The organism is Paraburkholderia jirisanensis, from assembly GCF_054782355.1.
The window spans coordinates 84858-111137 of record NZ_BAAGSQ010000021.1 but is presented as its reverse complement, the minus strand read 5'-3'; the positions used below and the strand labels follow the sequence as shown (position 1 = coordinate 111137).

The 26280-nt window shown below is 64.5% G+C and carries 22 protein-coding genes and 4 tRNA genes; 10 read left to right on the top strand and 16 right to left on the bottom strand.

The window, feature by feature from the left end:
- Nucleotides 1–111: 111 nt before the first annotated feature.
- From ACYVNQ_RS09745 to ACYVNQ_RS09730, 4 genes are all read right to left on the bottom strand, one after another.
- Nucleotides 112–627, bottom strand: coding sequence for a cytochrome P460 family protein (locus tag ACYVNQ_RS09745; protein ID WP_460902275.1), 516 nt, complete (start codon nucleotides 625–627; stop codon nucleotides 112–114).
- A gap of 116 nt (nucleotides 628–743) precedes the next feature.
- The gene (locus ACYVNQ_RS09740; protein WP_460902274.1) at nucleotides 744–1553 is read right to left on the bottom strand and encodes a DUF1223 domain-containing protein; all 810 of its coding nucleotides are present in this window, start codon (nucleotides 1551–1553) and stop codon (nucleotides 744–746) included.
- Between the two features lie 584 nt (nucleotides 1554–2137).
- Nucleotides 2138–3028 (bottom strand): NAD-dependent epimerase/dehydratase family protein, encoded by an 891-nt coding sequence (locus tag ACYVNQ_RS09735; protein WP_460902273.1) that lies wholly within the window; start codon nucleotides 3026–3028, stop codon nucleotides 2138–2140.
- 179 nt (nucleotides 3029–3207) lie between these two features.
- A complete protein-coding gene (locus ACYVNQ_RS09730; RefSeq protein WP_460902272.1) occupies nucleotides 3208–4254 on the bottom strand; it encodes a hypothetical protein in 1047 nt (348 codons plus the stop codon).
- Between the two features lie 393 nt (nucleotides 4255–4647).
- On the opposite strand from ACYVNQ_RS09730, the gene ACYVNQ_RS09725 reads away from it, so the two are divergent.
- The 4 genes from ACYVNQ_RS09725 to ACYVNQ_RS09710 all read left to right on the top strand — a co-directional run bounded on the left by ACYVNQ_RS09725 (nucleotide 4648) and on the right by ACYVNQ_RS09710 (nucleotide 8966).
- A complete protein-coding gene (locus tag ACYVNQ_RS09725) occupies nucleotides 4648–5577 on the top strand; it encodes an ABC transporter permease (protein WP_460902683.1) in 930 nt (309 codons plus the stop codon).
- Nucleotides 5578–5664: 87 nt separating this feature from the next.
- Complete coding sequence (locus ACYVNQ_RS09720; protein ID WP_460902271.1) at nucleotides 5665–6639, top strand: sugar-binding protein; 975 nt, start codon at nucleotides 5665–5667, stop codon at nucleotides 6637–6639.
- 96 nt (nucleotides 6640–6735) lie between these two features.
- Nucleotides 6736–8238, top strand: coding sequence for a sugar ABC transporter ATP-binding protein (locus ACYVNQ_RS09715; RefSeq protein ID WP_460902270.1), 1503 nt, complete (start codon nucleotides 6736–6738; stop codon nucleotides 8236–8238).
- 56 nt (nucleotides 8239–8294) lie between these two features.
- Complete coding sequence (locus tag ACYVNQ_RS09710) at nucleotides 8295–8966, top strand: aspartate/glutamate racemase family protein (RefSeq protein WP_460902269.1); 672 nt, start codon at nucleotides 8295–8297, stop codon at nucleotides 8964–8966.
- On the opposite strand, the gene ACYVNQ_RS09705 is transcribed toward ACYVNQ_RS09710, so the two are convergent.
- The 10 genes from ACYVNQ_RS09705 to ACYVNQ_RS09660 form a co-directional block, all read right to left on the bottom strand.
- Nucleotides 8952–9752, bottom strand: coding sequence for a Crp/Fnr family transcriptional regulator (locus ACYVNQ_RS09705; RefSeq protein WP_460902268.1), 801 nt, complete (start codon nucleotides 9750–9752; stop codon nucleotides 8952–8954). The two genes, ACYVNQ_RS09710 and ACYVNQ_RS09705, sit on opposite strands and share 15 nt — an antisense overlap.
- Before the next feature lie 204 nt (nucleotides 9753–9956).
- Nucleotides 9957–10859, bottom strand: a complete 903-nt coding sequence (locus ACYVNQ_RS09700) for an SMP-30/gluconolactonase/LRE family protein (protein ID WP_460902267.1) — start codon at nucleotides 10857–10859, stop codon at nucleotides 9957–9959.
- 119 nt (nucleotides 10860–10978) lie between these two features.
- Nucleotides 10979–11950: a 3-hydroxyacyl-CoA dehydrogenase gene (locus ACYVNQ_RS09695; RefSeq protein ID WP_460902266.1), complete on the bottom strand. Its 972-nt coding sequence runs from the start codon at nucleotides 11948–11950 to the stop codon at nucleotides 10979–10981.
- Nucleotides 11951–12121: 171 nt separating this feature from the next.
- Nucleotides 12122–14245 carry an ABC transporter permease gene (locus ACYVNQ_RS09690; protein ID WP_460902265.1) on the bottom strand — a complete coding sequence of 708 codons (2124 nt, stop codon included), beginning with the start codon at nucleotides 14243–14245 and terminating at the stop codon, nucleotides 12122–12124.
- A 122-nt stretch (nucleotides 14246–14367) separates the two neighbouring features.
- Nucleotides 14368–15906, bottom strand: coding sequence for a sugar ABC transporter ATP-binding protein (locus ACYVNQ_RS09685; RefSeq protein ID WP_460902264.1), 1539 nt, complete (start codon nucleotides 15904–15906; stop codon nucleotides 14368–14370).
- 154 nt (nucleotides 15907–16060) lie between these two features.
- Nucleotides 16061–17212 carry a sugar ABC transporter substrate-binding protein gene (locus ACYVNQ_RS09680; protein WP_460902263.1) on the bottom strand — a complete coding sequence of 384 codons (1152 nt, stop codon included), beginning with the start codon at nucleotides 17210–17212 and terminating at the stop codon, nucleotides 16061–16063.
- 64 nt (nucleotides 17213–17276) lie between these two features.
- A complete protein-coding gene (locus ACYVNQ_RS09675) occupies nucleotides 17277–18068 on the bottom strand; it encodes an N-acyl homoserine lactonase family protein (RefSeq protein ID WP_460902682.1) in 792 nt (263 codons plus the stop codon).
- Between the two features lie 46 nt (nucleotides 18069–18114).
- On the bottom strand, nucleotides 18115–19047 hold the full coding sequence (locus ACYVNQ_RS09670) for a beta-keto acid cleavage family enzyme (protein ID WP_460902262.1): 933 nt from the start codon (nucleotides 19045–19047) through the stop codon (nucleotides 18115–18117).
- A gap of 128 nt (nucleotides 19048–19175) precedes the next feature.
- Nucleotides 19176–19979 (bottom strand): SDR family oxidoreductase, encoded by an 804-nt coding sequence (locus tag ACYVNQ_RS09665; RefSeq protein WP_460902261.1) that lies wholly within the window; start codon nucleotides 19977–19979, stop codon nucleotides 19176–19178.
- A 65-nt stretch (nucleotides 19980–20044) separates the two neighbouring features.
- Nucleotides 20045–20716 (bottom strand): GntR family transcriptional regulator, encoded by a 672-nt coding sequence (locus ACYVNQ_RS09660; RefSeq protein ID WP_460902681.1) that lies wholly within the window; start codon nucleotides 20714–20716, stop codon nucleotides 20045–20047.
- A 491-nt stretch (nucleotides 20717–21207) separates the two neighbouring features.
- Here ACYVNQ_RS09660 and ACYVNQ_RS09655 point away from each other — a divergent pair.
- From ACYVNQ_RS09655 to ACYVNQ_RS09635, 5 genes are all read left to right on the top strand, one after another.
- Nucleotides 21208–21283, top strand: a tRNA-Glu gene (locus ACYVNQ_RS09655).
- An 85-nt stretch (nucleotides 21284–21368) separates the two neighbouring features.
- Nucleotides 21369–21445 (top strand) — tRNA-Asp (locus ACYVNQ_RS09650).
- Nucleotides 21446–21558: 113 nt separating this feature from the next.
- A tRNA-Glu gene (locus ACYVNQ_RS09645) sits at nucleotides 21559–21634 on the top strand.
- 81 nt (nucleotides 21635–21715) lie between these two features.
- Nucleotides 21716–21792, top strand: a tRNA-Asp gene (locus ACYVNQ_RS09640).
- 255 nt (nucleotides 21793–22047) lie between these two features.
- Complete coding sequence (locus ACYVNQ_RS09635) at nucleotides 22048–22512, top strand: GNAT family N-acetyltransferase (protein ID WP_460902260.1); 465 nt, start codon at nucleotides 22048–22050, stop codon at nucleotides 22510–22512.
- 67 nt (nucleotides 22513–22579) lie between these two features.
- On the opposite strand, the gene ACYVNQ_RS09630 is transcribed toward ACYVNQ_RS09635, so the two are convergent.
- Complete coding sequence (locus ACYVNQ_RS09630) at nucleotides 22580–23467, bottom strand: AraC family transcriptional regulator (RefSeq protein ID WP_460902259.1); 888 nt, start codon at nucleotides 23465–23467, stop codon at nucleotides 22580–22582.
- Between the two features lie 351 nt (nucleotides 23468–23818).
- Here ACYVNQ_RS09630 and ACYVNQ_RS09625 point away from each other — a divergent pair, with 351 nt between their 5' ends.
- Complete coding sequence (locus tag ACYVNQ_RS09625; RefSeq protein WP_460902258.1) at nucleotides 23819–24223, top strand: gamma-glutamylcyclotransferase family protein; 405 nt, start codon at nucleotides 23819–23821, stop codon at nucleotides 24221–24223.
- Between the two features lie 39 nt (nucleotides 24224–24262).
- On the opposite strand, the gene aceB is transcribed toward ACYVNQ_RS09625, so the two are convergent.
- The gene (gene aceB, locus ACYVNQ_RS09620; RefSeq protein WP_460902257.1) at nucleotides 24263–25852 is read right to left on the bottom strand and encodes a malate synthase A; all 1590 of its coding nucleotides are present in this window, start codon (nucleotides 25850–25852) and stop codon (nucleotides 24263–24265) included.
- Between the last annotated feature and the right edge of the window lie 428 nt (nucleotides 25853–26280).

The window sequence follows — 26280 nt, the reverse complement described above, 5'->3', positions numbered from 1 at the left end:
AATCCGGCGAAATGTCAACATGTGCGATCAAATCGCATGCGATATTAATAACTCCGAAAACGCCTGCGAAGGGTGCCGGCGCGCGCTGTGCGCGCAGTGCCGGCCGCGCCATCAATGTTCCGGCGCGAGGCGCGTGAAAACGAAATCGTGATTCTTGACGCGCGCCTGATGGCACGCGAAGCAGGTCTGATGTTGCGCGAGATCGGCAGGGTGGCCGCCGATAAAGCGGCCGAAGCCCCAGCCGCCGGAGTCGGCATAGCGCTTCGAATCCTTGACCATCACCTGCACGGTGGTGGCCGCGCCCGGCACGGAAGCCGGTGCGAACTCGGCGGACGGCACGCGCTTCCACGCGAGCTTGACGAGCATCGAGCCGTCGGGGAACGGCAGCGTGTTCTTCTCGAGCGCCTTCATCGCGATCGGGTTGCCGAGCACGATGCGCAATTCGTTGAGCGGATCGGCTTCTTCGGCGGGTGCGACGAACGGCCATGTGCGATAGCCGTGCGGAATCGACACGCCGTAGATCGGCGACACTTCAGCGGCGCGGGCGGACGGCGTCGCGCCCGGCGTAGCGAACGATGCAAACGCAACCATTGCGGCGGCGACGAGACCGACGTGCTTGCACTTCATACACAGACTCCTGTTGGTTGTTTTGCTTCGATGGAGAAATACGGATGACGAGGCAATCGATCGCGCGCGCACCGCATCGGCTGGTATTGCGTCGTGCCGCGTGATTCGACGCAGCATTACGGCGCCGCGGCGCAACCGGACAACTCGGCGACCTGCAGCACTTCGCCGGTCGACTTGCGCTGCACGAATGCCACGACGCCGCGTTGCGGGTTCGCTTCATAGCTGCCGGAAATCCGCGCGCGGCCGTCGACGATCGGCACCGGGCCGATCCAGTGACGCACCACCTGATCGTGATGCAGTGTCGCGCCTGCGTTTTCGCCGCCTTTCACGTTGCTTTGCAAGCCGTCCTCATAGACGGCCGCATAGGCGAGCGCATCGGCGGCCAGCGCACCGCGCGCGGCGAACGATGCATCGAACGACACGCTGCCGGTAGCGGACGTTTTCGCGCTAATGCGAATATCGGCCGGCGACGCTTGCGCGTTCAACTGCCGCACGCGCTCGGCAAAGCTCGCGGCATTCGACCAGTTGCGCGCTTCACGGCCGGCCACGAACACTTCCGGCGTATAGACCAGCTGGGAGTCGCCGGCCGCCGTCAGCGCCTTTTGCCGCTCGGTGAATACGCTTTGCGCGAAACGGTCGCGCCATTGCGCGGTATCCCAGTAGTCGACGTGCAGCGCGAGCGGCACGAAGGTGTCACCGGGCTTGCCCGGGCCGCTGGCGTGGCTGTGCCGTTCGCGCTCGAGACTGCTGAGCCAGTTGTCGGCCGGCGGGCAACTGTCGCAGCCTTCGCTGGTGTACAACTCGACCAGCGCGACCCGGTGCGCGGGGCTGGCCGCGCTACATGACGCGGGTTGCGCGGCCTGTACGGAAGTCGCGATGCCGGCGATCAACAGCGCGGCATGGATGAAAAAGAAAGGCTTGCGCATGTGCAACTCCGATAAGCAAGGCGGGCATCCGCATGGCGCGGCCGCCGAAACGAACAGCGTGGACACCCGCGAACAACTCGCGTGAGGCCGCCGCTGCGACGCGATCAGGGCATGCCGCTCAAATTCCCGTGTGAGTTCCAGTCCGGGTCCGTCAGGGTCCCCGTCCGGGTCTCCGCGGGCGGGGGCCGCGAGCGCGGCTAACCGATGGCTCGGATCACGCGTTCCGGTATTGGAGCGCGTACACGTATCTGGCTTTTGTCGAAAGTGCGGCGCAAGTCCGGCGTTTTGTATCGGCACGGCGTGCAGATACATTGCGATACATTGCGGTGAGATGACGGAGCTAAGGGCGCTGCGAAGTACGGCTGCGAAGTACGGCTGCGAAGGGCGGCTGCGAAGGGCGCTGCGAAGCGCGCAGGGGGATGGCGATGCCGAAGACCAGCGCAAACATGCAGCGCGGATCGTAGCGGTGTTGCAGGCCGTGTAGTAGCGGCCTGCAAGCGTGGATGCTTCGCAGCGTGCGCGCCGCTACGGTAGCGGCGCGCGGGGTGGCGCGGGTTGGCGCAGGCGGCAGATGCCGGCGCAGCTTACTTCGCCTGATCGCGCCAGTAGTACTTCTGCTTCCAGCCCAGCAGCGTCTTCAGCTTTTCATTGCTGAGCAGCGTCTCGAACTGGCCCAGCTGCTTTTTCATCGGCACTTCCGGATAGAAGCGCTTCAGCAGTTCGGCGGTCGGCAGATCGGACGATACGTCGTCGGCGGCGATGTTCATCACCTGGAAGCCGAGGCCATCCTTCTCGATGCCCAGGCGCGCCGCTTCCGCGAGGTCGCGTCCGTCGATATAGCTCCACGCAATGCGCTTGCGCAGCGACGGGTCCTTGTTCCACGTCGAGAACTTCGCATAGTCCTCAGGGTCGAGCACGTTGCCGATGCGGAAGCAGTACAGGTCCGCACCCGTGCGCGCATGAAACGCCTTCGCAGTGACTTCGTTGATCACCTTCGAGGTCGCGTAGCTGTCCATCGGGTCGACCGGATACTGCTCGTCGAGCGGGAAGTACTGCGGATCGCGGTGGCGGTGCGCAAACACCACGCCATACGTGGTTTCGCTCGACGCGACGATCACCTTGCGGATGCCGAGCTTCGACGCCGCATCGAGAATGTTGTAGGTGCCCATCACGTTGATGCGGAACACCTCGTTGTCGGTGGTCACCATGATGCGCGGGATCGCCGCGAAATGGACGATCGCGTCGATCGGCTTCGGTTCGAGGTCGGGGACGAATTCGGTCGGCGCGGTGCTCGACGCGAGCGCGTTGAACACCTGGCCCGCATCGGTGATGTCGGTGATCAGCGTGCGCGCGGTGCGTTTGGGCATCGGCACGCGGTCGAGGTTCAGCACTTCGTAGCCGTGCTCGACCAGGTTCTCGACTACCCATTTGCCGGCTAGACCGCTGCCGCCGGTCACTATCACTCGCTTCGTCATGCGGTTTGCTCCTTGAAAGAATGTCTGAGGGGCCGAAGGCGTGCTTGCAGCGTGCTCGCGCGCGAGACCTGCCCACAGCTTAATGAATTTTGCGGCCCGCTTTCTGTGACGGGCGTCATAGTTGAGCCGGAAGACGGGGCGGCAGGGCCGGCGCCGGGCCCTGCGCCATGCGCGTTGCGCTAGAAGGTCAACGCGGCCTGAAAACTCGCAAGCGCTGCCGCGTTCAGGCGAATCTGATATTGCTGGGTGAGCACCGTGGTGAACGTTCCGGGCGCGCCGCCCGGTATCGCGACGGGGAACGGATTGCCGCCTAGCACGGTGCCGGAGCGGATCAACGCGCCGCCATAGACGTTGCCGTTCAGATCATAAAAGGTGCGAAACACGGTCGTGGTGAGGTTAGGCAGCGGGTTCGTCGCCACGTAAGTCGGCACGCCGTTGACCACCGATTCGCTGCCGTTGGCGAGCGTGTAGGTGGTGCCGTCCGCCGCGATGCCGCTCGCCGCCATCAGCGTGGCGATGGTTGTATTGGTCGATACCGGCGCCGGCAGATTGCCGGTCGTGGTGCCCGTGAAGTCCACCACCGAGTAGACGTCGCCGATCTGCGTGTTGCTGTATTTCTCGTACGCGGCACCGGCATTCCATGTCGCCGTTGCGTTGAGCAGCGTTGGATTGAAGTACGGCGAGTTAAAGTATTGGGCGAACTCGGCGGGCGCGGCGACGACCGCGCCGGTCAATGCCACGACCGAATAATTGCTGCGCAGTTCGCTGTCCAATACCGTGACGCCGTCCGTCGCCAGGGCATCCACTCGCACGCCGGTGCCCTGATAACTGACGTTGCTTTGCGAACCGGCGACGAGGATCTGGCCATTCACCACGAAGCGATCGGGGACCACGACAGCGGGCGGCGCAAGTGTGCGGGCGATCGAAACCGGTGCGGTCTCAGTCAGCTTTTGCGGGCCGGCAGTCAGCGGCGAGGCCGCCATCGACGCATGAGATTCGCTGATGAAACTCGTACCGCTGGCAGGCGTGCCGGAGAGCGGCAAATGCCAGTCCAGTCTATACGTCGCATTGGGGGCCAGCAGAAACTGCTCCAACGCGCGCTGATCCGCGCTGAGTGCTGGCGGGTTCGTGGCGGGTATGCTGCCATCGACGCGCGAGCCGCAGCCCGCCAAAGCGCAGGCCGCAGCGAATGCCACGCACCAGCGTGTCCCGTTGAAACTTTTCATTTTTATTACCCGTGGATTTAAATCGTTTGATTGGGGGATTTCTTTTTTCTTACGGATTTATTTTCGCGATGTTTTATATGCGAATTGATAACGCGGTGAATCTGGTTTTATTAACGATTCTGACCGACCGCGAAAATATCCGATGTGATGAGGCTTGTCTATCGCGGCACGCAGTGCAGCAAAACCGCTACCGGGACAACCCCAATAGGTTTGTATGACGTCCGTCACAGTTTTGCGGCGCGCTCTCACCCTATGATCGTCCACCATGTCGAGCGCTCACACAGCGAGCCTGCCCGCGATCAGCGACACCGAGGAGATCATCTGTTGAGAGCCCTTTCTTCGAAGACCGACGCACCCGCCGTGCCGCTGCCGCTCGCTGTGCTGCGCGCCTGCATGCGGGTGCGCGAGTTCAATATCCTTGCCGTGCTGATTCTGGTCGGCGTGCTGATCAGTCTGTTCTCGCCGTACTTTCTGACCACCAACAACCTGATGGGCGTGTTCCGCTCGTTTTCGCTGACCGCGATCATGGCAGTCGGCATGATGCTGGTCATCATTACCGGTGGCATCGACCTGTCGGTCGGTTCGGTGATGGGGTTGTCGTCGCTGGTCACCGCGCTGTCGTTTCAGCACGGTTTCGGTCCGTTCGTGGCGGTGGCGGCAGGGCTCGCGACCGGCGTGGTGGTCGGCGCATTCAACGGCTTTCTGGTCACGCGCATCCAGTTGCCGCCGTTTATCGCGACGCTCGGCACGCTGAGTATCGGGCGCGGCCTGATGTACATCATCACCAAAGGTGTGCCGGTTACGCCGGATGTGCCCGATAGCTTCACGTTTATCGGTCAGGGCTATCTCGGCTTTATTCCGTTTCCGGTAGTCGTGATGGCGCTGCTGGCCGTGTGTTTTTCGGTGGTGATGCGGCGCACGCGCTTTGGCCGTCATGTGTATGCGACCGGCGGCAACGAGACTGCCGCGCTGTTGAGCGGCGTGCGTACCGCGCGCGTCAAGTTCATCGTCTATGCGCTGTCGGGCGCGATTGCCGCGCTTGCCGGCGTGATTGCGTTTTCGCGCTTCGTATCGGCGGAGCCCGCCGCGGGCTTCGGCGCCGAACTCGACGTGATCGCGGCGGCCGCGATCGGCGGCGCCAGCCTGTCGGGCGGCGTGGGCAGCGTCGAGGGCGCGATCATCGGCGCGGCGCTCGCCGGCATCATCACCAACGGCGTGGTGCTGCTCAATATCGATACCTATGCGCAGCAGACCATCACCGGCTGCGTGATCCTGATCGCGGTGAGCATCGACATCTGGCGGCTGCGCCGCAAGGGGCGATGAGCGGCTGGCTATCGATGTGCGGCGCGTGCTGTGCTGTTCTTTCAATTTTCTAATTCTTATAAACCGACAGATTCTGGAGACGACATCATGCAACCAACCCTGCCTCGCGCGGCGCGCGCCCGTGGCTTCTCCGCGCTGATCGCGGTCTCGGCGCTCGCCGCTGCCGCCGCGCTCGCGGCCGGCCCGGCGTCCGCGAAAGACGCGAAAGACATTTCGGTCGCGGTGATTCCGAAGGTCGCCGTGCCGTTCTTCGACGACTGCAACAACGGCGCGAAGGCGGAAGCCGACAAGCTGACGGTCAACTACCAATGGGTGGTGCCGCAGAACACGCAGGGTTCGACGCAGGTGCAGATCATCGAGGATCTGATTTCGAAGCACGTCGACGGCATTGCGATTTCGGTCAACGAGCCGAAGTCGGTCGAAAGCGTGATGAAGCGCGCCGAGAAAAGCGGCATCAAGGTGCTGACTTACGATTCGGATTCGCCTAACAGCGGCCGCTCGATGTATATCGGCACCAGCAACGAATCGGCCGGCGAAACGATGGCTGAAACGATGGGCAAGGCGCTCAACGGTCAGGGCGAGGTTGCGGTGGTCACCGGGCAACTGGGCGCGGTGAACCTGAACGAGCGGATCGCCGGCATCAAGAAGGGCCTCGCGAAATATCCGGGCATCAAGATCGTCGAAACCCAGGGTACCGATGACGATCTGGCGCGTGGCGTCTCGGTGGTCGAGACGACGCTGCGCGCGCATCCGCAACTGAAGGGGATTTTCGGCGTCAGCCAGGTGGGTGGCCCGGCGGTGTCGAAGGTGCTGAACACGAAGGAGTTCGGCGCGATGAAGGGCAAGCTCGAAGTGATCGCGTTCGACGATCTGCCTGACACCGTGAAGGGCGTTCGCGACGGTTCGATTCAGGCCATCATGGTGCAGCGGCCGGTGACGATGGGCAAGCTGGCGGTCGAGCATCTGGTGGCGCAGATCCAGGGCACCGAGGCGCAGGGCAAGGACATCGATACCGGTGTGACGGTGGTGACGAAGAACAACCTCGGGAATTACACGAAGTAACTGCGCGAAATAACTGCGCGAAGTCGCGTGACCCGGTAACGCCACCCAGGCAACGGGGTCACGCAACCTGCGACGCAACTGAGCCAAAGGCCGCCGATGACGCCGTTTCTCGAAGTACGCGACATCTCGAAGACGTTCCCCGGTGTGCGGGCGCTGAACCGCGTGACGCTTGCCGTCGCGCGCGGCGAAGTGCTCGCGCTGGCGGGCGAGAACGGCGCGGGCAAGAGCACGCTGATGAAGATTCTCACCGGCGTGCTCGAGCACGATGCCGGCGGCGAAATCCGCATCGACGGTGAGCCGGTCGTGCTGCGCGACGGCAATCATGCGCGTGAGCTCGGCATCGGCATCATTTATCAGGAACTGTCGGTGGTCGAGAATCTGAGCGTCGCGGAGAATATCTTTCTCGCGCGTGAGCCGCTCAATCGCTTCGGCCTGATCGATCGTGCGCGAATGAACGATGCGGCGCGCGTGCTGCTCGACAAGATCGGCATGCGCATCGATCCACGCGAACAGGTGAGCCGGCTGAGCGTCGGCCAGAAGCAGATGGTCGAGATCGCCAAGGCGATTTCGTGCGATTCGAAGATCATCATCATGGATGAGCCGACCGCGTCGCTTAGCCATCACGAGACGCGCATCCTGCTCGACCTGATCAAGCAGTTGCGCACGCAGAACATCGGTATCGTCTATATTTCGCATCGGCTCGAAGAACTGTTCGAGCTCGCCGACCGCGTGACGGTGCTGCGCGACGGCGCCACGGTCGGTACCGCGCCGATCGCGGAAGTTACGCGCGAATGGCTGGTGCGCAAGATGGTCGATCGCGATCTGAACGATCTGTATGCGGTGTCGGCGTCGCACGCGACCCGCGAGGTCGTGCTCGAAGTGCGCAACCTCGCACTGCACGCGCGCGACAGCGCGCCGGCGAAGATTCGCGACATCAGCTTTGCCGTGCATCGTGGCGAGATTCTCGGCATTGCGGGGCTGGTCGGTTCGGGGCGCACCGAGATCATGGAGATGATCTTCGGCATGCGGCCGTGCAGCGGCGAGGTGCTGATCGAGGGCAAGCGGGTGACGATCACAAGACCGCATGATGCGATTGCGCACGGCATCGGTTTCGTGACGGAAGACCGCAAAGGGCAGGGCTTGATCGCGGGCATGAGCGTGCGCGAGAATTTCAGCCTCACGCACCTTGAAACGTACTCGCCGTTCCAGTTCGTGCGGCGCGCGGCCGAAGAGACGCGCTGCCGCGAGTTCGTCCGCACGCTCGGCGTGAAGACGCCGTCGATCGAGCAGAAGGTGGTGAACCTGAGCGGCGGCAACCAGCAGAAGGTGGTGCTGGCCAAGTGGGTGGCGCGCCACCCGCGTGTGCTGATCGTCGACGAGCCGACGCGCGGTATCGATATCGGCGCGAAGGCCGAAGTGCATGCGCTGCTTGGGCGGCTCGCGGCGCAAGGTATCGCGATCATCGCGATTTCGTCGGACCTGCAGGAAGTGCTGGCGATCAGCGACCGGATTCTGGTGGTGCGCGAAGGGCGTCTGAACGGCACGTTCGAGCGCGCCGACGCAACCCAGGAACGTGTGATGGCAGCGGCGACCGCGTGAGCGCGCCAGCAAACCAGTTGCAAGAACAACCTGTTAAAAACGGAGCTTCAACCCAGATGGCAACGATTGTCGTAGTGCATACCGGTCCCGTGACGGTTCAACCGCTGAAGGATCAATTCAAGGAACAGCTGCCCGACGTGCGGATGATCAACATCGTCGACGACAGCCTGTTGAACGACGTGCGCAGCGCCGGGCATCTGACGCCCGAAGTGACGGGCCGCCTGTACACGTACATGTCGAATGCGCAGGCGATGGGCGCGGATTACATCCTGAATGCGTGCTCGTCGGTCGGCGAAGCGGTCGACACGCTGCGCGGCATGATCCGCACGCCGATCATCAAGATCGACGAAACCATGGCGCTGGAAGCAAGCCGGATTGGTTCGCGCATTGGCGTGGTCGCCACCGTCAAGACGACGCTCGAACCGACCGTGCGGCTGATCCGCAAGAAAGCCGCCGAAGCGGGTCGTGAGGTAAGCGTGGTCGAGCGCGTCGCCGAAGAAGCGTTCGAAGCGCTGCTCGCCGGCGACGGCGAACGTCACGACGAAGTGTTGAAGCGCACGATCCTCGCGCTCGCCAACGAAGTGGACGTGGTGGTGCTCGCGCAGGTGTCGATGGCGCGTCTCGTGCCTGCGCTGGGCGCCACGCGCGTGCCGGTGCTGTCGAGCCCGCAAAGCGGCGTGGCGACCGTCAGGGCCGCGCTGTCGAGCACACGGTCAAGCACGCACTAACGGCACCTTGTACGCGTGGTTGGCCGGCAACGCCGATTTCGCCACCGGTTGCGCGCCGCCTGCCGCGGCGGCGAGCGCCGGCGCCATGCTGGCGGTCATGCCCGGCAGGTACTGCGCGACAAAGGCGGGCGTCAGCACGATCTTGCGTTCATGCGTGTCGACGAGGCCTTCGGCTTTCAGATCGCTGAAATGCCGGTTCACCGATTCGCGCGACGTGCCGATGAATTCCGCGAGCTTGTCCTGCGCAATCGACAGGTCGATCAGTACCGCGCCGTTCGCGCCGTCATGCACGAACGGTGCGCCGATCTGCGACGCGAACATCGTCAGGATATTGACGAGCCGTTTGCGCACATCGTGCAGCGACAGGTTCTCGATCAGCTTTTGCGCTTCCTGCCAGCGCTGGTGATGGCTGCGCAGCACGAACTGGTTGATCGCGTCGTAGCGTTTGAGCAGGTCCTTGAAATCCGCCTTGCGGATGTAGCAGACGCGGCTTTCCGCGAGCGTCTGCGCGTAATGCGAATAGCTGGCTTCGTTGAGCACGTCGCCGTCGCCGAAAATCATGCCGGCCTTGATGAACGACAGCGTGATTTCCTGGCCTTCCTCGGTGAGACGATAGAGGCGCACGTGGCCGACTTTCAGCAGGTACACGTATTCGCTCTGTTCCTCCGGGCGATAGATCAGCGCATTTTTGCGCAGGCTGCGGTGATCGCTGAAGGCCGGCATCACCTCTTCGAGGCAATTGCGTTCGATCAGCGAGAGAAGCTCGCTCTTTCCGACGAACCACATCGCATGTCTCCTTGTGTCGTACCGGTGCGCCGCCGCGAGGCGCGCACGGCGCACCGGCACCTGATATGCCGCATATTCTAACCAGCGTAGCGTGAAACCGTGGCGTCGTCGCGCATGCGCGATGCAAATTCGCGCATGCTGCGTAAGCGATCTGTATGGCTTCGTGCGTGCGGCACAGGAGAACGGCGACGATGCGGCGCGCCGCTAGCCCGCGAAGCGCGGCTCCGGCAGGCCTTTGACGCCAAGCCCGCTGACCGCGAACAGGCCGCCGCGCTCGCGTTCCTTCTGCGGGATGCCCCACATTGGACGGCCCATGGTCGTCACGTACAGCACGTCGAGGTTCGGTCCGCCGAACATCACGCTGGTCAGATTGCGTACCGGAAACGGCACCACGCGGTCGATCCGGCCATCGGGCGTAAAGCGCAGGATGCGGCCGCCGAATACCAGCGCGCTCCAGACGAATCCTTCCGCATCGACGGTCGCGCCGTCGAACGTGCCGGCCATGTCGCGCGCCGACGCGAATACGCGCCGGTTGCTCGCCGCGCCGGTTTCGATGTCGTAGTCGTACGCGTACATCACGCGGTCGTAGGTGTCGGTGAAATACAGCGTGCGGTTATCGGGGCTCCAGCACGGGCCGTTCGAGCAACTGATGCCGCGCTCGAGGCACGCGATCGTGCCGTTCGGGTCGAGCCGGTACAGGCCGCCGCTACGCGTCGAGCGCTGGCCGCGGTCGGCGTCGTAGCGGTCGAAGTCGTAGGCCATCGTGCCGGCGAGGAAGCGGCCGCGCCGGTCGACCTTGCCGTCGTTGAAGCGCGTTTCGGGGTCGTCGCTTTCGGGGTTGCCGATCAGTTGCACCGTCTGCGCGTCGAAGTCGTAGAAATGCAGGCCGCTGGCGAGCGCGACGACCGCGCCGCCTTGTTCACGCAAGGCCATCGAGCCGATGTGGGTCGGCACGAAAAAGCGCTCCACTTCGCTGCCGTCCGCGCGGCAGCGGTAGATCTCGGCGGCGGTGCTGTCGATCCAGTACAGACGCTGTTCCTTTACGTCCCACAGCGGACCTTCTCCCAGATGGTTGTTCGCGTCGACCAGCAGGCGGGTTTCGATCATCGGTGTCTCCATGGGTTTGGGGTGCGGGTGCGTGTGAGGCTGTGCGGTTGCGATGGCCGTGGCTGTGGCGCGTGAGGCTGCGCGGTTGGGCGGTTGTGGTTGCGTGTGAAGCAGGGCGGCTAGTTTTTTGCGTCGTTCGCGGCGTTCGCATCTTCCGCGTCGCGGCGGCGATGCGCGAGCAGCGCCATCAGCCGCCGGTCGCGCCAGCGGCTGCGGGTTTCGATATCGGCACGCGGCAACGCGGCAGTACGTTCCGCGTCGAGTCTCGCAATCGTGTCCGGCGACCAGTCGAACGGCACGCGTTCGCCGGCGATGGTCCGGTACGTGCCGCCGTAGCGCTGCGCATAGTCGGATACGCCGCCCGGCGCGTTCAGATCGATGGTCTCGAATGGACCCATGAAGGCCCAGCGCAAGCCAAGGCCGTCGCGCATCACGGTGTCCAGATCGGCGGCGCTCGCATAGCCCTGTTCGTACAGGCTGAACGCTTCGTCGAGCAGCGCGCCTTGCAGGCGGTTCAGCAGGAAACCGGAGATTTCGCCTTCGACGTTCACGGGTTTCTGGCCGGCTTCTTCGTACAGTGCACGGGCGCGTGCGAGCGTGTCGGTTGAAGTCCATGGCGCGCCGCATAGCTCGACGAGCGGCACCAGCGAAGGCGGATTCACCGGGTGCGCGACGAAACAGCGCGCACGGCCGGCAAGCCCTTGCGTAAACGTCGATGCAGGAAGCCCCGAGGTCGAACTCGCGAGCAGCGTGTCGGCATGCGTCAGACGGTCGAGTTCGGCGTACATTGCGCGCTTCGCGTCGACGAGTTCGGCGATGTTTTCCTGCACCAGCGCGACGTCGCGCACCGCATCGGCGAGTTGCGGGCACAGCTTGATCCGCTGTGCGATCGCATCCGCTGTTTCGTCGAGCAACCCGAAGCCGGCGAAGTCCGCGAGACTGTCGCGAATCGCCGGCAACGCGCCTTCCAGCATCGCGGGCTCGGCATCGTACAGATTCACGTCGAAACCGGCGCGGGCGAACACGATTGCCCATGCGCGGCCAATCCGGCCGGTGCCGATAATGGCGATACGTCGTGCGGAAGTCGTCATCGAATCCCTCGTCGTGAACGATAAAGTTGAATGGATGGGTGCATCAGCACTTGCAGTCGCGCAACGTCATCACCGCGGCCATGCGTTCGATGCCGACGATGGCGATACGTCGCGCGGAAGGTCATCATCGAACGCCTCGTCGTGAACGATAAAGTGTCGTGGATAGCGTCATCAGCTCTTGCGGTCGCGCAGCGTGATCACCGCGGCCAGCACGACCGCGCCGTTGATGATGTCGCGTACCGCGGGCGGCACTGTGGTGCCGGCCAGCAGTGTGCCGAGCGCGGTCAGCAGCAGTGCGCCGCCGAATACACCGAGATAGTGGCCGCGCCCGCCGGTGATCAGCGCGCCGCCGACCACCACCACCGCGATCGACGGCAGCAGATACGGGTCGCCCATGCCGAGAAACGCCTGGCTGGAAAAGCCCGCGAGCAGCACGCCGACCACCGTCGAACAGAGCGCCGACAGGCAGTACACCGCGATCAGCGTCGCGCCGACGCGCACGCCCGACAGTTTTGCCGCCACCGGCGAGTTGCCGACCGCGTACACGCGCCGTCCGAATGCCGTGCGGTGCAGCAGCAACAACGCGGCTGCCAGCACCAGCGGCACGCTCCATGCGGCGAGCGACAACGGCCCGGCGCGGTCGTTGGTGAACGCGCTGATCGCCGGCGGCGCCCAGCCTTGCGGCGAACCGTTGCAATAGATCAGCGTGAGCCCCTGCAGCAGCCCGTTCGCCGCCAGTGTCACGACGATCGGCGGCAGCCCGAGCACGACCACGCCGATGCCGTTGAAGAGGCCCACCAGCAGCCCCGCGCTGAGCACCAGCGGCACGGCCCACAAGCCCGCTTCGTTGACGCCGTGCGTGAGCCCGGTCAGCAGCACGCCGGATAGCGTGATCAGCCATGGCACCGACAGATCGAGGCCGCCGGTCAGAATCACCGCGCCCTGGCCGAGACCGAGGATCGCGAGGAACAGCGTCAAGGTCAGCAGGCTGCTGTAGAAGTTCGCGCTGGCCAGCACGCCGGGGCCATACACGAAGCCGGTCACCGCCACCACACCGAAGAACAGCAGGTAGGCGGGCACGATGTACTTGACCCATTCGCGGTTGCGCTCGATCCAGTCGGACAGCCACTGGCCTTTAAGTTCGGTGTTTTCGAGCGGCTTGAAGTTCGCCACTTCGAACGCGACGCTACGCGCGCGCTGGCCGAATTTGCCCCCGCTGCTGCCACCGTTGCTCGCGCGCGTGCCGGTGCGCCACGCCTTGAACCATTGCAGCGCGTGCCGCGCGCATTCGTGCGCCGCCGACTGTTTGCCGATCGACGAGCCGAGCACCGCCAGAATCAGGATCGCCGCTTCGGCGATGGTCGTGAAAAACGCAGACACGTTCAGCACCAGCAGGATGTTGACGGTCACCATCAGCGTCATCGCGGCGAATACGGTGCCGACACAGCCGCCACGTCCGCCGCCGAGCCACGTACCACCGAGCACCACCGCGGTAAACATCGACAGCAGCAGCGGCCGGCCGACCAGCGGATCGGCGGAGCCGGTCTGCGCCGACACGTACAGGCCGGCTGCCGCGTAGAACATGCCGGCCAGCACGTAGGTGCCGATCCGGTAGCGCGTGACGGGCGTGCCATTCGCGTACGCGCTGTCCGGTTCGCTGCCGATCGCGTACAGGCCGACGCCGAAGCGCGTGCGCCGGATAAACGCCCACACCAGCAGCGCGACGATCAGCACGCCGGCCGACATCGGCAGCTTGTCGGCAATCAGGTCGGACGTGATGAAGCCCGAAAACTGTTCGCCGACGCTGCCGCCCGGCTTGTTCTGGATCAGCAGCGTGACGCCTTGCACCATGAACATCGTCGCCAGCGTGACGACGATCGATTGCAGCCGGAACCATGCGATCAACGCACCGTTCAGCAAACCGACGCCGCCGCCGATCGCGATCACCAGCGTGGCGCCGGCCCATTGCTCGAGCGGCGTGCCGTGCACGAAGCGCACCGCGAGCACGTTGGCGAGCGACAGCACCGCCGAAGCGGACAGGTCGAAGCCGCCGCTCAGCACGACGATGGTCTGGCCGATCGCAACCAGCGCGAGCGTGGTGGCGCTCGAGATCACCGAGCCGATGTCGTACATGCCGACCGGCGTCGCCGACAGCGCGACCCACGCGATCAGCATCGCGGCGAGCGCGCCGATCGCGATGATCAGGCCGCGATGATGGTCGATGCGCGCGCCCAGACCGATGCGCGCGCCGGACCGCACGATGTCGCTGTCAGGCGATGCGATTGCGTTGCTCATGATGTTTCCTTGCGGTTTGCCTGTGCGGTTTGCCGTGACTGCGTTGAACGGGTCTTCAGATGCGGGCTGCGCGCGGCGGCACCACTGCATGCGCGACCGCGTACGCTGTGTGCCGCGGTCGCTCAGCTCGCCAGCATCCTGCGCATCACGTTCTCTTCGTTCAACGTGTCGCCTTCGAGCTCCGCGACGTTGCGTCCGCGGTACATCACCGATACGCGGTCGCACACGTTGACCAGCTCCGGCACGTCGGTCGAATAGAACAGCACCGCGCCGCCGGCCGCTGCAAAGGCACGCATCAACACGAAAATCTGGTGCTTGGTGCCGACGTCGATGCCGCGCGTCGGATCGAACATCAGCCAGACGCGGCTTTGCGTCAGCAGCCATTTGGCCATCGCGATCTTCTGCTGGTTGCCGCCCGAAAACGACAGGCACGGCTTGTAGACCGCACGCGGGTTCACTTCCATCTGCGCGAGCACACGTTCGATCGCGGCACGCTCGCGCTTGCGGTCGATCAGGCCGAAGCGCGTATAGCGTTTGATCACCGGCAGCGAGATGTTTTCGCCGCCCGGCAGCCTCAGGAACAGGCCTTCGCTTTTGCGGTCTTCGGGCAGCAGGCTGGTCGCGACGCCTGCCTTCAGCGAGTCGGCGGTGGACGTCAGCGTGACCGGCTTGCCGTCCACTAACATCTGGCCCGCGTCGATGTATTGCGCGCCGAACAGCGCCTCGAACAGTTCGCGTTGGCCCATGCCTTGCAGCGCGGCGATACCGTGCACTTCGCCGGCTTTCAGCGTCAGGTTGAAATCCTCGACCACGCCGTCGACCCGCGCGTTGCGCAGTTCGAGCGCGGGCGACGGGGCGTGGAAAGTGGGCGGCTCTTTCGGCGGATACTTCGCCTCCAGCGAGCGGCCGATCACGAGGCGGATCACTTCGTCGTCGGAAATCGCGGCGGTGTCGAACGCGCCGACGTCGCGGCCGTTGCGGTAGATCGTCAGGCTGTCGCAGAACTCGCGCACTTCCTGCATCCGGTGCGAGATAAACACGAAGGTGACGCCGCGCGCCTTCAGCTCGTCGATGCGCCGCGCGAGCCACGCGACGTCGCGGCCCGATAGCGCCGAGGTCGGCTCGTCGAGCAGCAGCACCTGCGGCTCGCGCACCATCGCCTTGGCGATTTCGATTTTTTGCCGCACCGGCAGCGCCAGATCGCGGATGTAGGCGCCGGGCCGCACGTCGGTCAGCTCGAGCGCTTCGAGCCAGTGCGCGACCTTGCGCTGCGCCTCGCTGCGCCGGATCCGGCCGAGCCAGCCAGACGGCTCGACGCCGAGCAGCAGGTTCTGCGCGACGGTCAGGTCGCGCACCAGCGTCATTTCCTGGAACGCGGTCTGCACGCCGGCGCGATGCGCGTCCTTCGGCTCGCGCATCTGCACGTCGTGGCCGAGAATCGCGATGCGGCCTTCGTCGGGCCGCATCAGCCCGGATAGCAGCTTCACCGTGGTCGATTTGCCCGCGCCGTTCTCGCCGAGCAGCGCGTGCACCGCGCCGCGGCGTACGCGAAACGATGCGTTGTTCAGCGCGACCGTCGCGCCGAAACGCTTCGTGACGTTCGCGACGTCGATCGCCCAGGGGGCGGGCTGTGCTTCGCGAGGTTCGGCCATCAGCGTCATCGTCGGACTCCGTGGTGGGTTAGGCGTGGGCGGCGGGGCGTGCTGTGAGCTCTGCAGCCCGCGCCGCGGTCGGACCTGGCGGCCCGTTTTGTTGCCCGCGTGGCGACTCATTCGGCCGCGCGTGGGTGGCGCGTGGGTGGCTCAGTCCGGTGGCTCAGTCCGGCGTGCCGTTCAGCGCCGCGTTAAAGCCCACTTCGCGGGTTTCCTCCGAATAGATGTCCGCGAACCAGCCCGGCGGCACCTTGTCCGGCGGGAACGCCGTGCAGCCCGCGCGCAGCTCGTCGATCGAACCGGTCTTGCACAGCTTCGACTGCGGCGTCTCGACCAGCGGCAGCTTCAGCGTCACCTTGGTCGGGAAGTCCTTGCCTTCGATCTTCTGCACCGCGAGCTTCAACGCCATCGCGCCGGAATAGGGCGGTGCGCCATACGAGATCGAGCGGTAGCCGATCGCGCGATAGCTGCCTTCGCCCTTCACGCTGCCAGGCGGCAGCATCTGCACGCGGTGGCCGTTCGACGATTCGCCGGCGCACGGTTTGACCTTGTCGTCGGGCACGCCCGCTTCGAGCTGCATCGACGCGGCCGTGAAGCAGCCCACCTGCATCCACAGGCCGTCGATCTTGTCCCATGTGTTGGTGGCGAGAATCTTCGACAGCTCGGTCTTGGCGGTTGCCTGGCTCCACATGCCGGTGCCTTCCGCGACGATCTTGATGCCCGGGAACTTCGCGAACACTTCCTTCGCGGCTTCGGTGCGCGCGCGGTCCACCGAGGTGCCCGGCACACCGGTGATCATCACGATGTTGCCCTTGCCGTTGATGGTCTTGGCCAGCCATTCGGCGGTCACGCGGCCGGCCAGATGCTGGTCGATCGCCACGTTGTGCGCGCACGGCTCGGTTACTTCGCCGTCGTACGCGACTACCACCACGCCCTTCGAGCAGGCGTTCTTGATCGCGCGGTTCAATGCGGTCGGCGAGATCGGATAGATGACGATCGCTTTCGCGCCCGCCTGCACCATCGAGTTGATCTGCTGGATCTGCTTTTGCGCGTCGGTGCCGGCGACCTGCACTTCGAGGTCGACCTTGTCCTTCAGATCGGGCGTGGCGGCCATCGCCTTGATCATGTTGGCCGCTTCGGTCTGCCAGTCGTTGCCGACGTAGCTCATCGACAGAAAGATCTTGTACTTGCCGGCGGCCGCCGCCGGCCCCGCCAGCGTCAAGCCGCCGAGCGCGGCGGCGCCGAGCGTCGCGCCAAGAGCCGCGCCGCGTAGCAGCCGCCCCGCACGATGAGTGATGTGCGTCCATGCGTTCATGTCGTCCTCCAATCCTGCAGATGGGTTGTGGTTGTTGTGCTGCGGCTGCTTTACTTGATCGGTGCTACGTAGCGGTGTTGGTGCCGTAAGCGTTGTTCGTGGTGCCGGCCGTGTTCTCGACGTGCGGCAGGCGCGCCGAGGCCGGCAGGCGCAGGCCCGCGCTGCCGGGCACGACGTCGGGGTCGTGGCCCGGAATCACGAGGTCGGCGATCTGGCGGATGCGTTTTAACGACGCGAGCTCCGCCTCGGTCTGCCAGATGATGCCGACCGGCACACCATCGACGATGTTCTCCATGCAGTTCGCGCAATCGCCGGTGATCACCGCGACGCCTTCGGCCGTGTTCACGGCCACCGACTGGTGCCCCGGCGTATGGCCCGGCGTCGGAAACACCCGCACGCCCGGTGCGATATCCGCGATGCCGTTGACGAACTGCCAGCGAAACCACGCGAGCGGCGCGCGGCCGATCAGGAACTCCTGGTATAGCGAGGTCTGCGTGTCGAGCGGGCGCGCCGCGTATTCCCACTCGCTCTGCTGCACGATAAAGCGTGCGTTGCGAAACAGCGTGTTGCCGCCCGAATGGTCGTAGTGCAGGTGCGTGTTGATCACGATGTCGACGTCGTCGGCGCGCCAGCCGACGTATTCCTTCAGCGCGCGTTCGAGCCGTTCTTCCGGCGCCTGGTCGCACGGGCAGATGAAACTGCTGACCCAGCCCGGATCGTGAATGCCGGTATCGACGACGATCTTTTTGTCGCCGCCGACGATCGCGCTCGACCACACCGGAATGCGGAGCTGCTGGCCGTAGTGGCGGCCATACACCAGCGACGAATGATCGACCGTGAGCCAGCCGGTGGGCATCGCGACGACCTTGAGTTCGGGAGTAGCCACGCTTGTCTCCGCGTTGTCAGAAGTTGACCTCGTTGCCGCCTTTGAGCTTCAGTAGCGCGCGCGCTTCGGCGGGCGTCGCGATGTCGAGCGACAGACCTTCGATCACCTGACGGATCTTCACGACTTGCGCCGCGCTCGATTCGGCCAGCTTGCCGGGCTCGATCCACAGCGAATCCTCGAGGCCGACGCGCGCGTTCGAGCCCTGCGCGACGCCCATCGATGCGAGCGGAATCTGGTTGCGGCCGGCGCCGAGAATCGACCAGACGTAGTCGTCGCCGAACAGGCGGTCGGCGGTGCGGCGCATGTGCGCGAAATCTTCCGGATGGCCGCCGATGCCGCCCAGAATGCCGAATACGCTCTGCACGAAGAACGGCGGTTTGGCGAGCCCGCGATCGACGAAGTGCGCGAGGTTGTACAGGTGCGAGATGTCGTAGCACTCGAACTCGAAACGTGTGCCGTTCGCGCCGCACGAGGTCAGGATGTATTCGATGTCGGCGAAGGTGTTCTTGAACACGAGGTCGCGGCTTTTCTCCAGATGCTCGCGCTCCCAGTCGTGCTTCAGGTCCTTGTAGCGGTTCAGCATCGGGAACAGGCCGAAGTTCATCGAGCCCATGTTCAGCGACGCGACTTCCGGTTTGAAGTGATGTGCCGGGCGCAGCCGTTCGGCCACCGTCATGTGCGGGCTGCCGCCGGTGGTCAGGTTGATGATCGCGTCGGTGCGCTCTTTTAGCTGCGGCAGGAACTGCTCGAATACGGCCGGGTCTTGCGTGGGTCGGCCGTCTTGCGGGTCGCGTGCGTGCAGGTGCAGGATGGCTGCGCCTTCTTTTGCTGCGGCTAGCGCCGCGTCGGCGATCTGCTGCGGCGTGACCGGCAGATACGGCGACATCGAAGGCGTGTGGATCGCGCCGGTCGGCGCGCAGGTGATGATGACTTTTCGTTTGGCTGCCATGGTGTCCTCGTGTTTCGTTGCTTGTGAACCGGAAACGGTCCGCTAAAAAGAAACCGGTGAAACTTCTGCATGCCTTACTGACGGTGCGGCTTGAGGGGCTGTGTGGCGGTAAGTCGTGCGCTGCCGCGCTACAGCACCTCCACGTTACCGCATACCGAAATCGCCTGGCCCGAAATGCCCATGCCCGCCGGCGAGCAAAGAAAGAGGGCGGTGGCCGCGACTTCTTCGGGCGTCGTCATGCGGCGCAGCGAGATCTTCTCGAGATAGCGCTGCTCCATCTCTTCGTAACTGAGGCCGAGCTGCTGCGCACGCGCGGCGATCACGCGCTCGATGCGCGGGCCTTTGACGATGCCCGGTTGAATCGTGTTCACGCGGATACCGGCCGGCCCGAGTTCGATCGCAAGGCTTTGCGTGAGGCCGACGATCGCGAATTTGGTGGCGGAGTAGGGCGTGCGGAATGCGTAGCCAAGCCGGCCCGCTACCGATGACAGCGCAATGATCGCGCCGCCGTCCGGGGCCTCGCGCAGCAGCGGCACCGCGCGTCGCGCGAAGTAGAACTGCGCATTCAGGTTGATGTCGATGGTTTGCTCCCATGCATCGGCATCCATCTCGTCGACGCCGGCGGTCGGCCCGGCGATGCCGGCGTTGTTGATCAGCACGTCGAGACCGCCTAGCTGTTGCGCGACGTCGGCGAACACACGCTCGACCGCGCTGCGCGCGGCCACGTCGGCAAGCGTCGCGGTGATCGGGTTGGCGGCGCCTTGCTGGCTCTGGCGAAGCGCATCGAGCGTGGCTTCGCTCGCATCGCATACATGTACCCGCGCGCCCGTTTCGATGAATGCCTGTGCGATCGCAAGACCGATGCCGGACGCACCGCCCGTCACCAGCACGCGCAGGCCCGCGCGCGGCGTCAACATCTGTAGAACCGTCATGCTGTCGTCTCCATTGTTGTGTGCTTTGTGCTTTGTGCTGCGGTGCTGCTGTCTGCGCGCGGGCGCTATGCGGTCGCCTGTTGCTGCTGTTCCAGCAACCGTTCGCGCAAGTCGTCGGCGGCTTCACCGATGTCCTGCTCGATCCCGGCGCGCGCGCTTTCGCTGTCGCCGTGCCACAGCGCTTCGGCAATCTTGCGGTGCGCCGCCATCGAACGCCGCATATGCGGAATGTCCGGCGCCACCAGGTTCAGGAACGGGCCGATACGCATCCACAGGTTCTGGATCGTCGCGAGCGTCACGTCGCTCGCACCGTGCGTGTAGATCGCCACGTGAAACTCGAAATTGCTCAGCAGGTAGGCCGATACGTCGCCGGCTTCGACGTGCGCATCCATCGTGTCGAACACCTGCTGCAGCGAGGCCAGGTGCTCTTGCGACATGCGTTTGGCCGCGCGCGCCGCCACGCAGCCTTCCAGCGCGATGCGCACGTCGCGCAGTTCTTCGAGCAGTTCGAGCGTCATCGGCGGCACCATCAGTGCGCGGCCCGGGCCGTCGATCAGCGCGCCTTCGGCCTGCAGACGCGTCAGCGCGCCGCGCACTGGCATCGTCGACGAGCCGACCGCGTCCGCGACACCGCGCAGACTCAACAGCTGGCCCGGCGCGAAGCGGCCGGTCATGATCGCTTCGCGCAGTTGCGCATACACGCGGTTGGCCATCGTGTCGCGCGCCACCAGCTCCATCGGCGGCAGTTCCTTGCTCGCTACGCGTGTTGCCACGTCGGCCTCCGGATAGCGTCGTCTGAGATGTGTGACCTGTGATCACACCTGTTGAATGCAGTCTGCGCGGCGATGCGGAGTGCGTCAATTAGGGGGAAACACGGGGGATGGCGTCCGTTACTGCGCTAAGGGGTGATGGACCAACCCGCGGCGACGTGCGGCAGGCTAGGCATGGATTTGCGGGCAGTAGGCCGCGTTGAAATTTCTTGCGTATCCGCGTTAGCGCTGCGTATAATCGCAGGCTCTGCTGATGTAGCAGGGCAGGTGAAGCAGAAGAGTGTTACGGGTTAAAGTCAGGACGGCAGTAAGTTTTGAGTAACCGGGAACTTGTAGTAAAAAACTCTTCACAAAGTGCTTTAACGTGGTTAGAATAACGTTCTTCGTTGATTTGGCAGGCAAGTTGAAGTAAAGTTGCTGCAAAATCAGTGTTGAAAGACGGAATCTGCGAAGATTTTGTCCCCTTCGTCTAGAGGCCTAGGACATCACCCTTTCACGGTGAGTACAGGGGTTCGAATCCCCTAGGGGACGCCAGAATATCGGCGTTGCCTGCAGCGTAATGCGCAGGCAGTGCAGCTTGAGAGAAATAGCCAACGCTCTCCTGCTTGATAGAAAGACTGGAGTGGTAGTTCAGTTGGTTAGAATACCGGCCTGTCACGCCGGGGGTCGCGGGTTCGAGTCCCGTCCACTCCGCCAGATCGAGCCCGCGAGGGTCAAGCCCGTTAGGGTGCGCGTCGCTAAGCGCCTCAACGGGCTTTTGCATTAAAGGTGTAAGCGTAGTATTGCATCGCAGGGTTACGTAGTACGTTGTCCCCTTCGTCTAGAGGCCTAGGACATCACCCTTTCACGGTGAGTACAGGGGTTCGAATCCCCTAGGGGACGCCAGACAACGGCAGTGCGCCGCAGTATCGCGCGCTGTGCGCTTGCGGAAGTGGTCGACATTCGTAAGCAGGCAATAGCAGTAATGGAGCGGTAGTTCAGTTGGTTAGAATACCGGCCTGTCACGCCGGGGGTCGCGGGTTCGAGTCCCGTCCGCTCCGCCAGATCTCGGAAAGCCCGCTGATTCGTCAGCGGGCTTTTTCGTTTACGGGATTTTCGTACGCGGATTTTTCCTTTGCTGGCTTGTCCGCTTGTTAGCTGTTTCGCAGGATGTCTGGTTGGTATGCGTGGTCGGCTGCGGCGCTCTGCGGCTTTTTGTCATTGCGCCAACTGGCGTGCTGCGCTGGGGCAAACAGCCATTGTCAGCACGAATCGCGTATCTTAACGTTGACCGACCCGTCTCTCACCCGCAACGCGCGATGCTCGACCCCACCGAAGAACCGTCTCCGTTTCTGCTGCGCCAGGCCAGCATGGACGACTTCCCGTTCGCGGAAGCGCTGACGCGCAACAACATGGGCGGCTACTATCGTCGGCATCATCTGGTGTGGCGCGGCGATCTGTTTCTCGCAAGCTGGCGCGAATCGGAAAATTTCATTCTCGAAGCCGATGGCGAACGTATCGGTGTGCTGCGCGTTACCGAAGAAGGCGATTCGCTGCATATTCGCGACGTGCAGATCGCCGAAGGGCATCGCGGACGCGGCGCGGGCACGTATCTGCTGAACATGTCGCACAAGTGGGCCCGCGCGCGCGGGCTGCGCGAACTGCAACTGCGTGTGTTCGTCGACAATCCGGCTGCGCGGCTTTATCAGCGGATGGGGTATCGGCTGGCCGGGCCGCGGCTTGCGCAGCTCGGCTCGATCCGGCATATGGCGCGGCGCGTTTGACGCGTGGCGCGCAGGGGGCTCGCTCGCCGCGAAGCCTTCACCTGCGAGCCTGCTCATCGTTTGCGTTTCACGATCCGGCCAGGCCCGGCATTGCATCGTCATGCGCTTCGTCGCGCGTATCTTCATCACCGTTCAATGCATGCTCCGCGCCGCGCATGATGAATGCACGCGGACTCGCACCGAACTGGCGGCGGAACATCGCCGAAAACGCGCTCTGGCTTTGATAACCGAGTTCCTGTGCGACCTGCGCCAGCGGCCGGCCACGGTTGAGCAGCGGAATCGCGCGGGCCAGCACAGCCTGCTGACGCCACTGCGAAAAACTGACGCCGAGTTCCTGGCGAAACAGTCGCGCGATCGTGCGTGTGCTCGCGCCGACCGCGGCGGCGGAACGTTCGAGCGAATCGGTGGCGGCCGGGTCTGCCAGCACTGCTTCGCATAACGCGCGCAAGCGTTTCTCGGTCGGCATCGGTACCGCAAGCGGCAGCGGTTCGGAGCGCGTCAGTTCGTCGAGCGCAAGCGCGCCGAGCAGCCGTTCGCGCGCAGGCTCGAGATCGCGCGTGTCGAATGCGGCGATGACTTCGCGCAGCAACGCCGATACCTCGACCACCCGGCACGCGTCGAGCCCGGGCGGCACTGCGTTCTCGTTCACGTAGAGCGTGCGCAGATACGCTTCTTCGACGATCACGACTTCGTGCAACACGTACGGCGGCACCCAGATGGCCCGCGACGGCGGCACCATCCACGTCGACTGTGCGGTGGTCACGCGCAGCACGCCGCGCGACGCGTACGCGACCTGCGCCCACGCATGCGTATGGCGCGCGACGCGCACGCCGGCCGGCATCGGCCGTGAGCGCACACGGATTGGATGAGTGGGCGTCGGCGCGAATTCGGGCGGGATGTCGGCGAATTCGACGCGCGACGGCGTCGGCTCGGATGGCGAAGCGGGGTAGCTCATGGCGAACGGAAGGGCGCAGGGGGCGGGCTGCTTCGGGCATATTCTAGATGCGATGCGGCAAGTTTGGCGCGGCGGCCGTGGGCATTGCCGGGTTTGCCGCGGTTCAAGCCAACCCAGGCGCGGCCGCGGCGCGTGCGGTCACTCATGGCGATATGGCGAGGCATAATGCCGGGCGGTGCGTGGTGCCCGCGCACGCCAGCTGAGGTTGCGGGTCGGCCTGCGGCAACGCTGTCGCCTCGCCGCTGCGAAGCACACTGCCTTGCCATGCGCGGCACCGGGCCGATACGAAGCGCCGCAGTACGCGCTACACCCGCACACATCGCTTAACGATCGAACGAGGAACTCATCACGATGCAATACGTATTCGTGTACGGCACCCTGCGAGCCGGTGAAATCAACGATATCGGCAAGGCGGCGGCGCGCAACGCGCTCGATACGCCGGTGCTGGTGGGCGAAGCGACGCTGCGCGGCCGGCTATTCGATTTCGGCAATTACCCTGGTTTCGTGCCGGATAACAAAGGCATCCACGTTAAAGGCGACGTGTACCAGGTCGACGACCGGCTGGTTGCGGTGCTCGATGAAATCGAACAGGTGTACCCGGGCGAAGCGGGCCTGTTCATCCAGCACACGGCAAGCGTGGCAGTCGACGGCGCGACCCTCGACTGCCTGTATTACCCGGTGCAGGCCGACGCCGTGCAAGGACTGCCGGAAATCGGCTCAGGGGACTGGGTCGCGTACCGGCGCTCGCGCAAATAGACCACGCGCGCGCTGTCAGACGATGCGCGCGCGCTGTCGCTAGCTCAGCTCCTCATAAAGCGGCAGCGTCAGAAACTCGGTAAATCGCTCCGACGTCGACATCTCGCCGAAAATCTGCGCGGCGCGCTCATACGTGCGCGTATCGCCGCCGACCGTTTCCCTGACCTTCGCCAGTTCCTCCGTCACGAGCGCGCGCACCAGTTGCGCGGTCACCTTGCGGCCGTCGTCGAGCGTGCCCTTCGGCGAGCGGATCCACTGCCAGACCTGCGAGCGCGAAATCTCCGCGGTCGCGGCATCTTCCATCAGGTTGTGGATCGGCACGCAGCCATTGCCCGCGAGCCACGAGCCGAGATAATGAATGCCGACGTTGATGTTGTTGCGTAAGCCCGCCTCGGTGATCGGCGTGTCCGGACGAAAGTCGAGCAGATCGGTAGCCGTCACGTTGACATCCGGACGCTGCTTGCCGATCTGGTTGGGCTCTGCGCCAAGCACCTTGACGAACTCCTCCATCGCGATCGGCACCAGCCCCGGATGCGCGACCCAGCCGCCGTCGTAGCCGTCGGCCGCGTCGCGCGCCTTGTCGGTACGCACGCCGGCCATCGCGCGTTCGTTGGCTGCCGGGTCGTTTCTGATCGGAATCAGCGCGCTCATGCCGCCGATCGCCGGCGCGTTGCGCCGGTGGCAGGTCTTCAGCAATTCCAGCGCATAGGCGCGCATGAACGGCACCGTCATCGTGATCTGGCTGCGCTCCGCAAGACAGAACGCGCTGTCGTTCCTGAACTTCTTGATCGCCGAAAAGATGTAGTCCCAACGGCCCGCATTGAGGCCGGCGCTATGCTCGCGCAATTCGTACAGGATCTCGTCCATTTCGAACGCGGCCAGAATCGTTTCGACCAGCACCGTCGCGCGGATCGTGCCGCGCGGGATGCCGAGCGCCTGCTGCGCCGCGATAAACACATCGTTCCACAACCGCGCCTCGAGATGGCTTTCGAGCTTCGGCAGATAAAAGTACGGGCCGCTGCCGCGCGCGAGCAATTCCTGCGCGTTATGGAACAGGTACAGCGCAAAGTCGAACAGGCCGCCACTGACGCGCTCGCCGTCCACCGTCACATGCTTCTCGTCGAGATGCCAGCCGCGCGGGCGCACGATCAGCGTCGCGATCCTGTCGTTCAGCCGGTACGACTTGCCATTCTGCTCGAGCGAGATCGTGCGGCGTACCGCGTCCTTCAGGTTCAGATGTCCGGTGATCTGGTTGTCCCAGCTGGGCGCGTTCGAATCTTCGAAGTCCGTCATATACGCGTCGGCGCCGGAGTTCAGCGCGTTGATCACCATCTTGCGTTCGACCGGGCCGGTGATTTCGACGCGCCGGCATACGAGGTCTTGCGGCAGCGGCGCAATGGTCCAGTCGCCGTCGCGCACGTGGCGCGTTTGCGCGAGAAAGGTCGGACGCTCGCCGGCGTCGAGGCGCCGGGCGCGCTGTTCGCGCGCCGCGAGCAACTGGCGACGTTGCGGCTCGAAGCTGCGGTGCAGTTGCGCGACGAGTTGCAGCGCCGCGGGCGTCAGGATCGTCTCGAAGCCGGGCTTGATGTCGCCGGTGATATTGATGCCTTCGGGTAGCGTGTTGGTCACGAGTGCTCTCCTTGATGGGTCAGGTGTGGAATGCGGGTGCGGGCAAGCGCGCAGGGGCTTGATGCACGGTGGCTCGGCGCGGCATGACACGGTGCGGCACGACACGGTGCGTGGCCGCGCGTCGCCTGGCGTGGTGCGGCTCGCGTGTTGCATCGCGGTACACGCGATACACACCGCACACACCGCACACACCGCACACGCCGCACGCACCGCACACACCGCACACACCGCACACACCGCACACACCGCACACACCGCACACACCGCACACACGGCGCGTTGCGCGCGGGTTTCCGATATGCGGACAGACCCGCACGCGCTGCTTGCAGATTTTTTCGGCGCACTACAATCGATTCAGCAAGCCTGCCGCCCAGCCGCGGGCGCCGCCGCAGCGCCGCTGCGCTTTGCAAACTTGCGGCGCAACCTGT

Bases quoted from the DNA above. Each gene is read 5' to 3' on its own strand.
- ACYVNQ_RS09745 (WP_460902275.1), bottom strand. From the start codon at position 627: ATGAAGTGCAAGCACGTCGGTCTCGTCGCCGCCGCAATGGTTGCGTTT.
- ACYVNQ_RS09740 (WP_460902274.1), bottom strand. From the start codon at position 1,553: ATGCGCAAGCCTTTCTTTTTCATCCATGCCGCGCTGTTGATCGCCGGC.
- ACYVNQ_RS09735 (WP_460902273.1), bottom strand. From the start codon at position 3,028: ATGACGAAGCGAGTGATAGTGACCGGCGGCAGCGGTCTAGCCGGCAAA.
- ACYVNQ_RS09730 (WP_460902272.1), bottom strand. From the start codon at position 4,254: ATGAAAAGTTTCAACGGGACACGCTGGTGCGTGGCATTCGCTGCGGCC.
- ACYVNQ_RS09725 (WP_460902683.1), top strand. From the start codon at position 4,648: ATGCGGGTGCGCGAGTTCAATATCCTTGCCGTGCTGATTCTGGTCGGC.
- ACYVNQ_RS09720 (WP_460902271.1), top strand. From the start codon at position 5,665: ATGCAACCAACCCTGCCTCGCGCGGCGCGCGCCCGTGGCTTCTCCGCG.
- ACYVNQ_RS09715 (WP_460902270.1), top strand. From the start codon at position 6,736: ATGACGCCGTTTCTCGAAGTACGCGACATCTCGAAGACGTTCCCCGGT.
- ACYVNQ_RS09710 (WP_460902269.1), top strand. From the start codon at position 8,295: ATGGCAACGATTGTCGTAGTGCATACCGGTCCCGTGACGGTTCAACCG.
- ACYVNQ_RS09705 (WP_460902268.1), bottom strand. From the start codon at position 9,752: ATGTGGTTCGTCGGAAAGAGCGAGCTTCTCTCGCTGATCGAACGCAAT.
- ACYVNQ_RS09700 (WP_460902267.1), bottom strand. From the start codon at position 10,859: ATGATCGAAACCCGCCTGCTGGTCGACGCGAACAACCATCTGGGAGAA.
- ACYVNQ_RS09695 (WP_460902266.1), bottom strand. From the start codon at position 11,950: ATGACGACTTCCGCACGACGTATCGCCATTATCGGCACCGGCCGGATT.
- ACYVNQ_RS09690 (WP_460902265.1), bottom strand. From the start codon at position 14,245: ATGAGCAACGCAATCGCATCGCCTGACAGCGACATCGTGCGGTCCGGC.
- ACYVNQ_RS09685 (WP_460902264.1), bottom strand. From the start codon at position 15,906: ATGACGCTGATGGCCGAACCTCGCGAAGCACAGCCCGCCCCCTGGGCG.
- ACYVNQ_RS09680 (WP_460902263.1), bottom strand. From the start codon at position 17,212: ATGAACGCATGGACGCACATCACTCATCGTGCGGGGCGGCTGCTACGC.
- ACYVNQ_RS09675 (WP_460902682.1), bottom strand. From the start codon at position 18,068: ATGCCCACCGGCTGGCTCACGGTCGATCATTCGTCGCTGGTGTATGGC.
- ACYVNQ_RS09670 (WP_460902262.1), bottom strand. From the start codon at position 19,047: ATGGCAGCCAAACGAAAAGTCATCATCACCTGCGCGCCGACCGGCGCG.
- ACYVNQ_RS09665 (WP_460902261.1), bottom strand. From the start codon at position 19,979: ATGACGGTTCTACAGATGTTGACGCCGCGCGCGGGCCTGCGCGTGCTG.
- ACYVNQ_RS09660 (WP_460902681.1), bottom strand. From the start codon at position 20,716: ATGGAGCTGGTGGCGCGCGACACGATGGCCAACCGCGTGTATGCGCAA.
- ACYVNQ_RS09635 (WP_460902260.1), top strand. From the start codon at position 22,048: ATGCTCGACCCCACCGAAGAACCGTCTCCGTTTCTGCTGCGCCAGGCC.
- ACYVNQ_RS09630 (WP_460902259.1), bottom strand. From the start codon at position 23,467: ATGAGCTACCCCGCTTCGCCATCCGAGCCGACGCCGTCGCGCGTCGAA.
- ACYVNQ_RS09625 (WP_460902258.1), top strand. From the start codon at position 23,819: ATGCAATACGTATTCGTGTACGGCACCCTGCGAGCCGGTGAAATCAAC.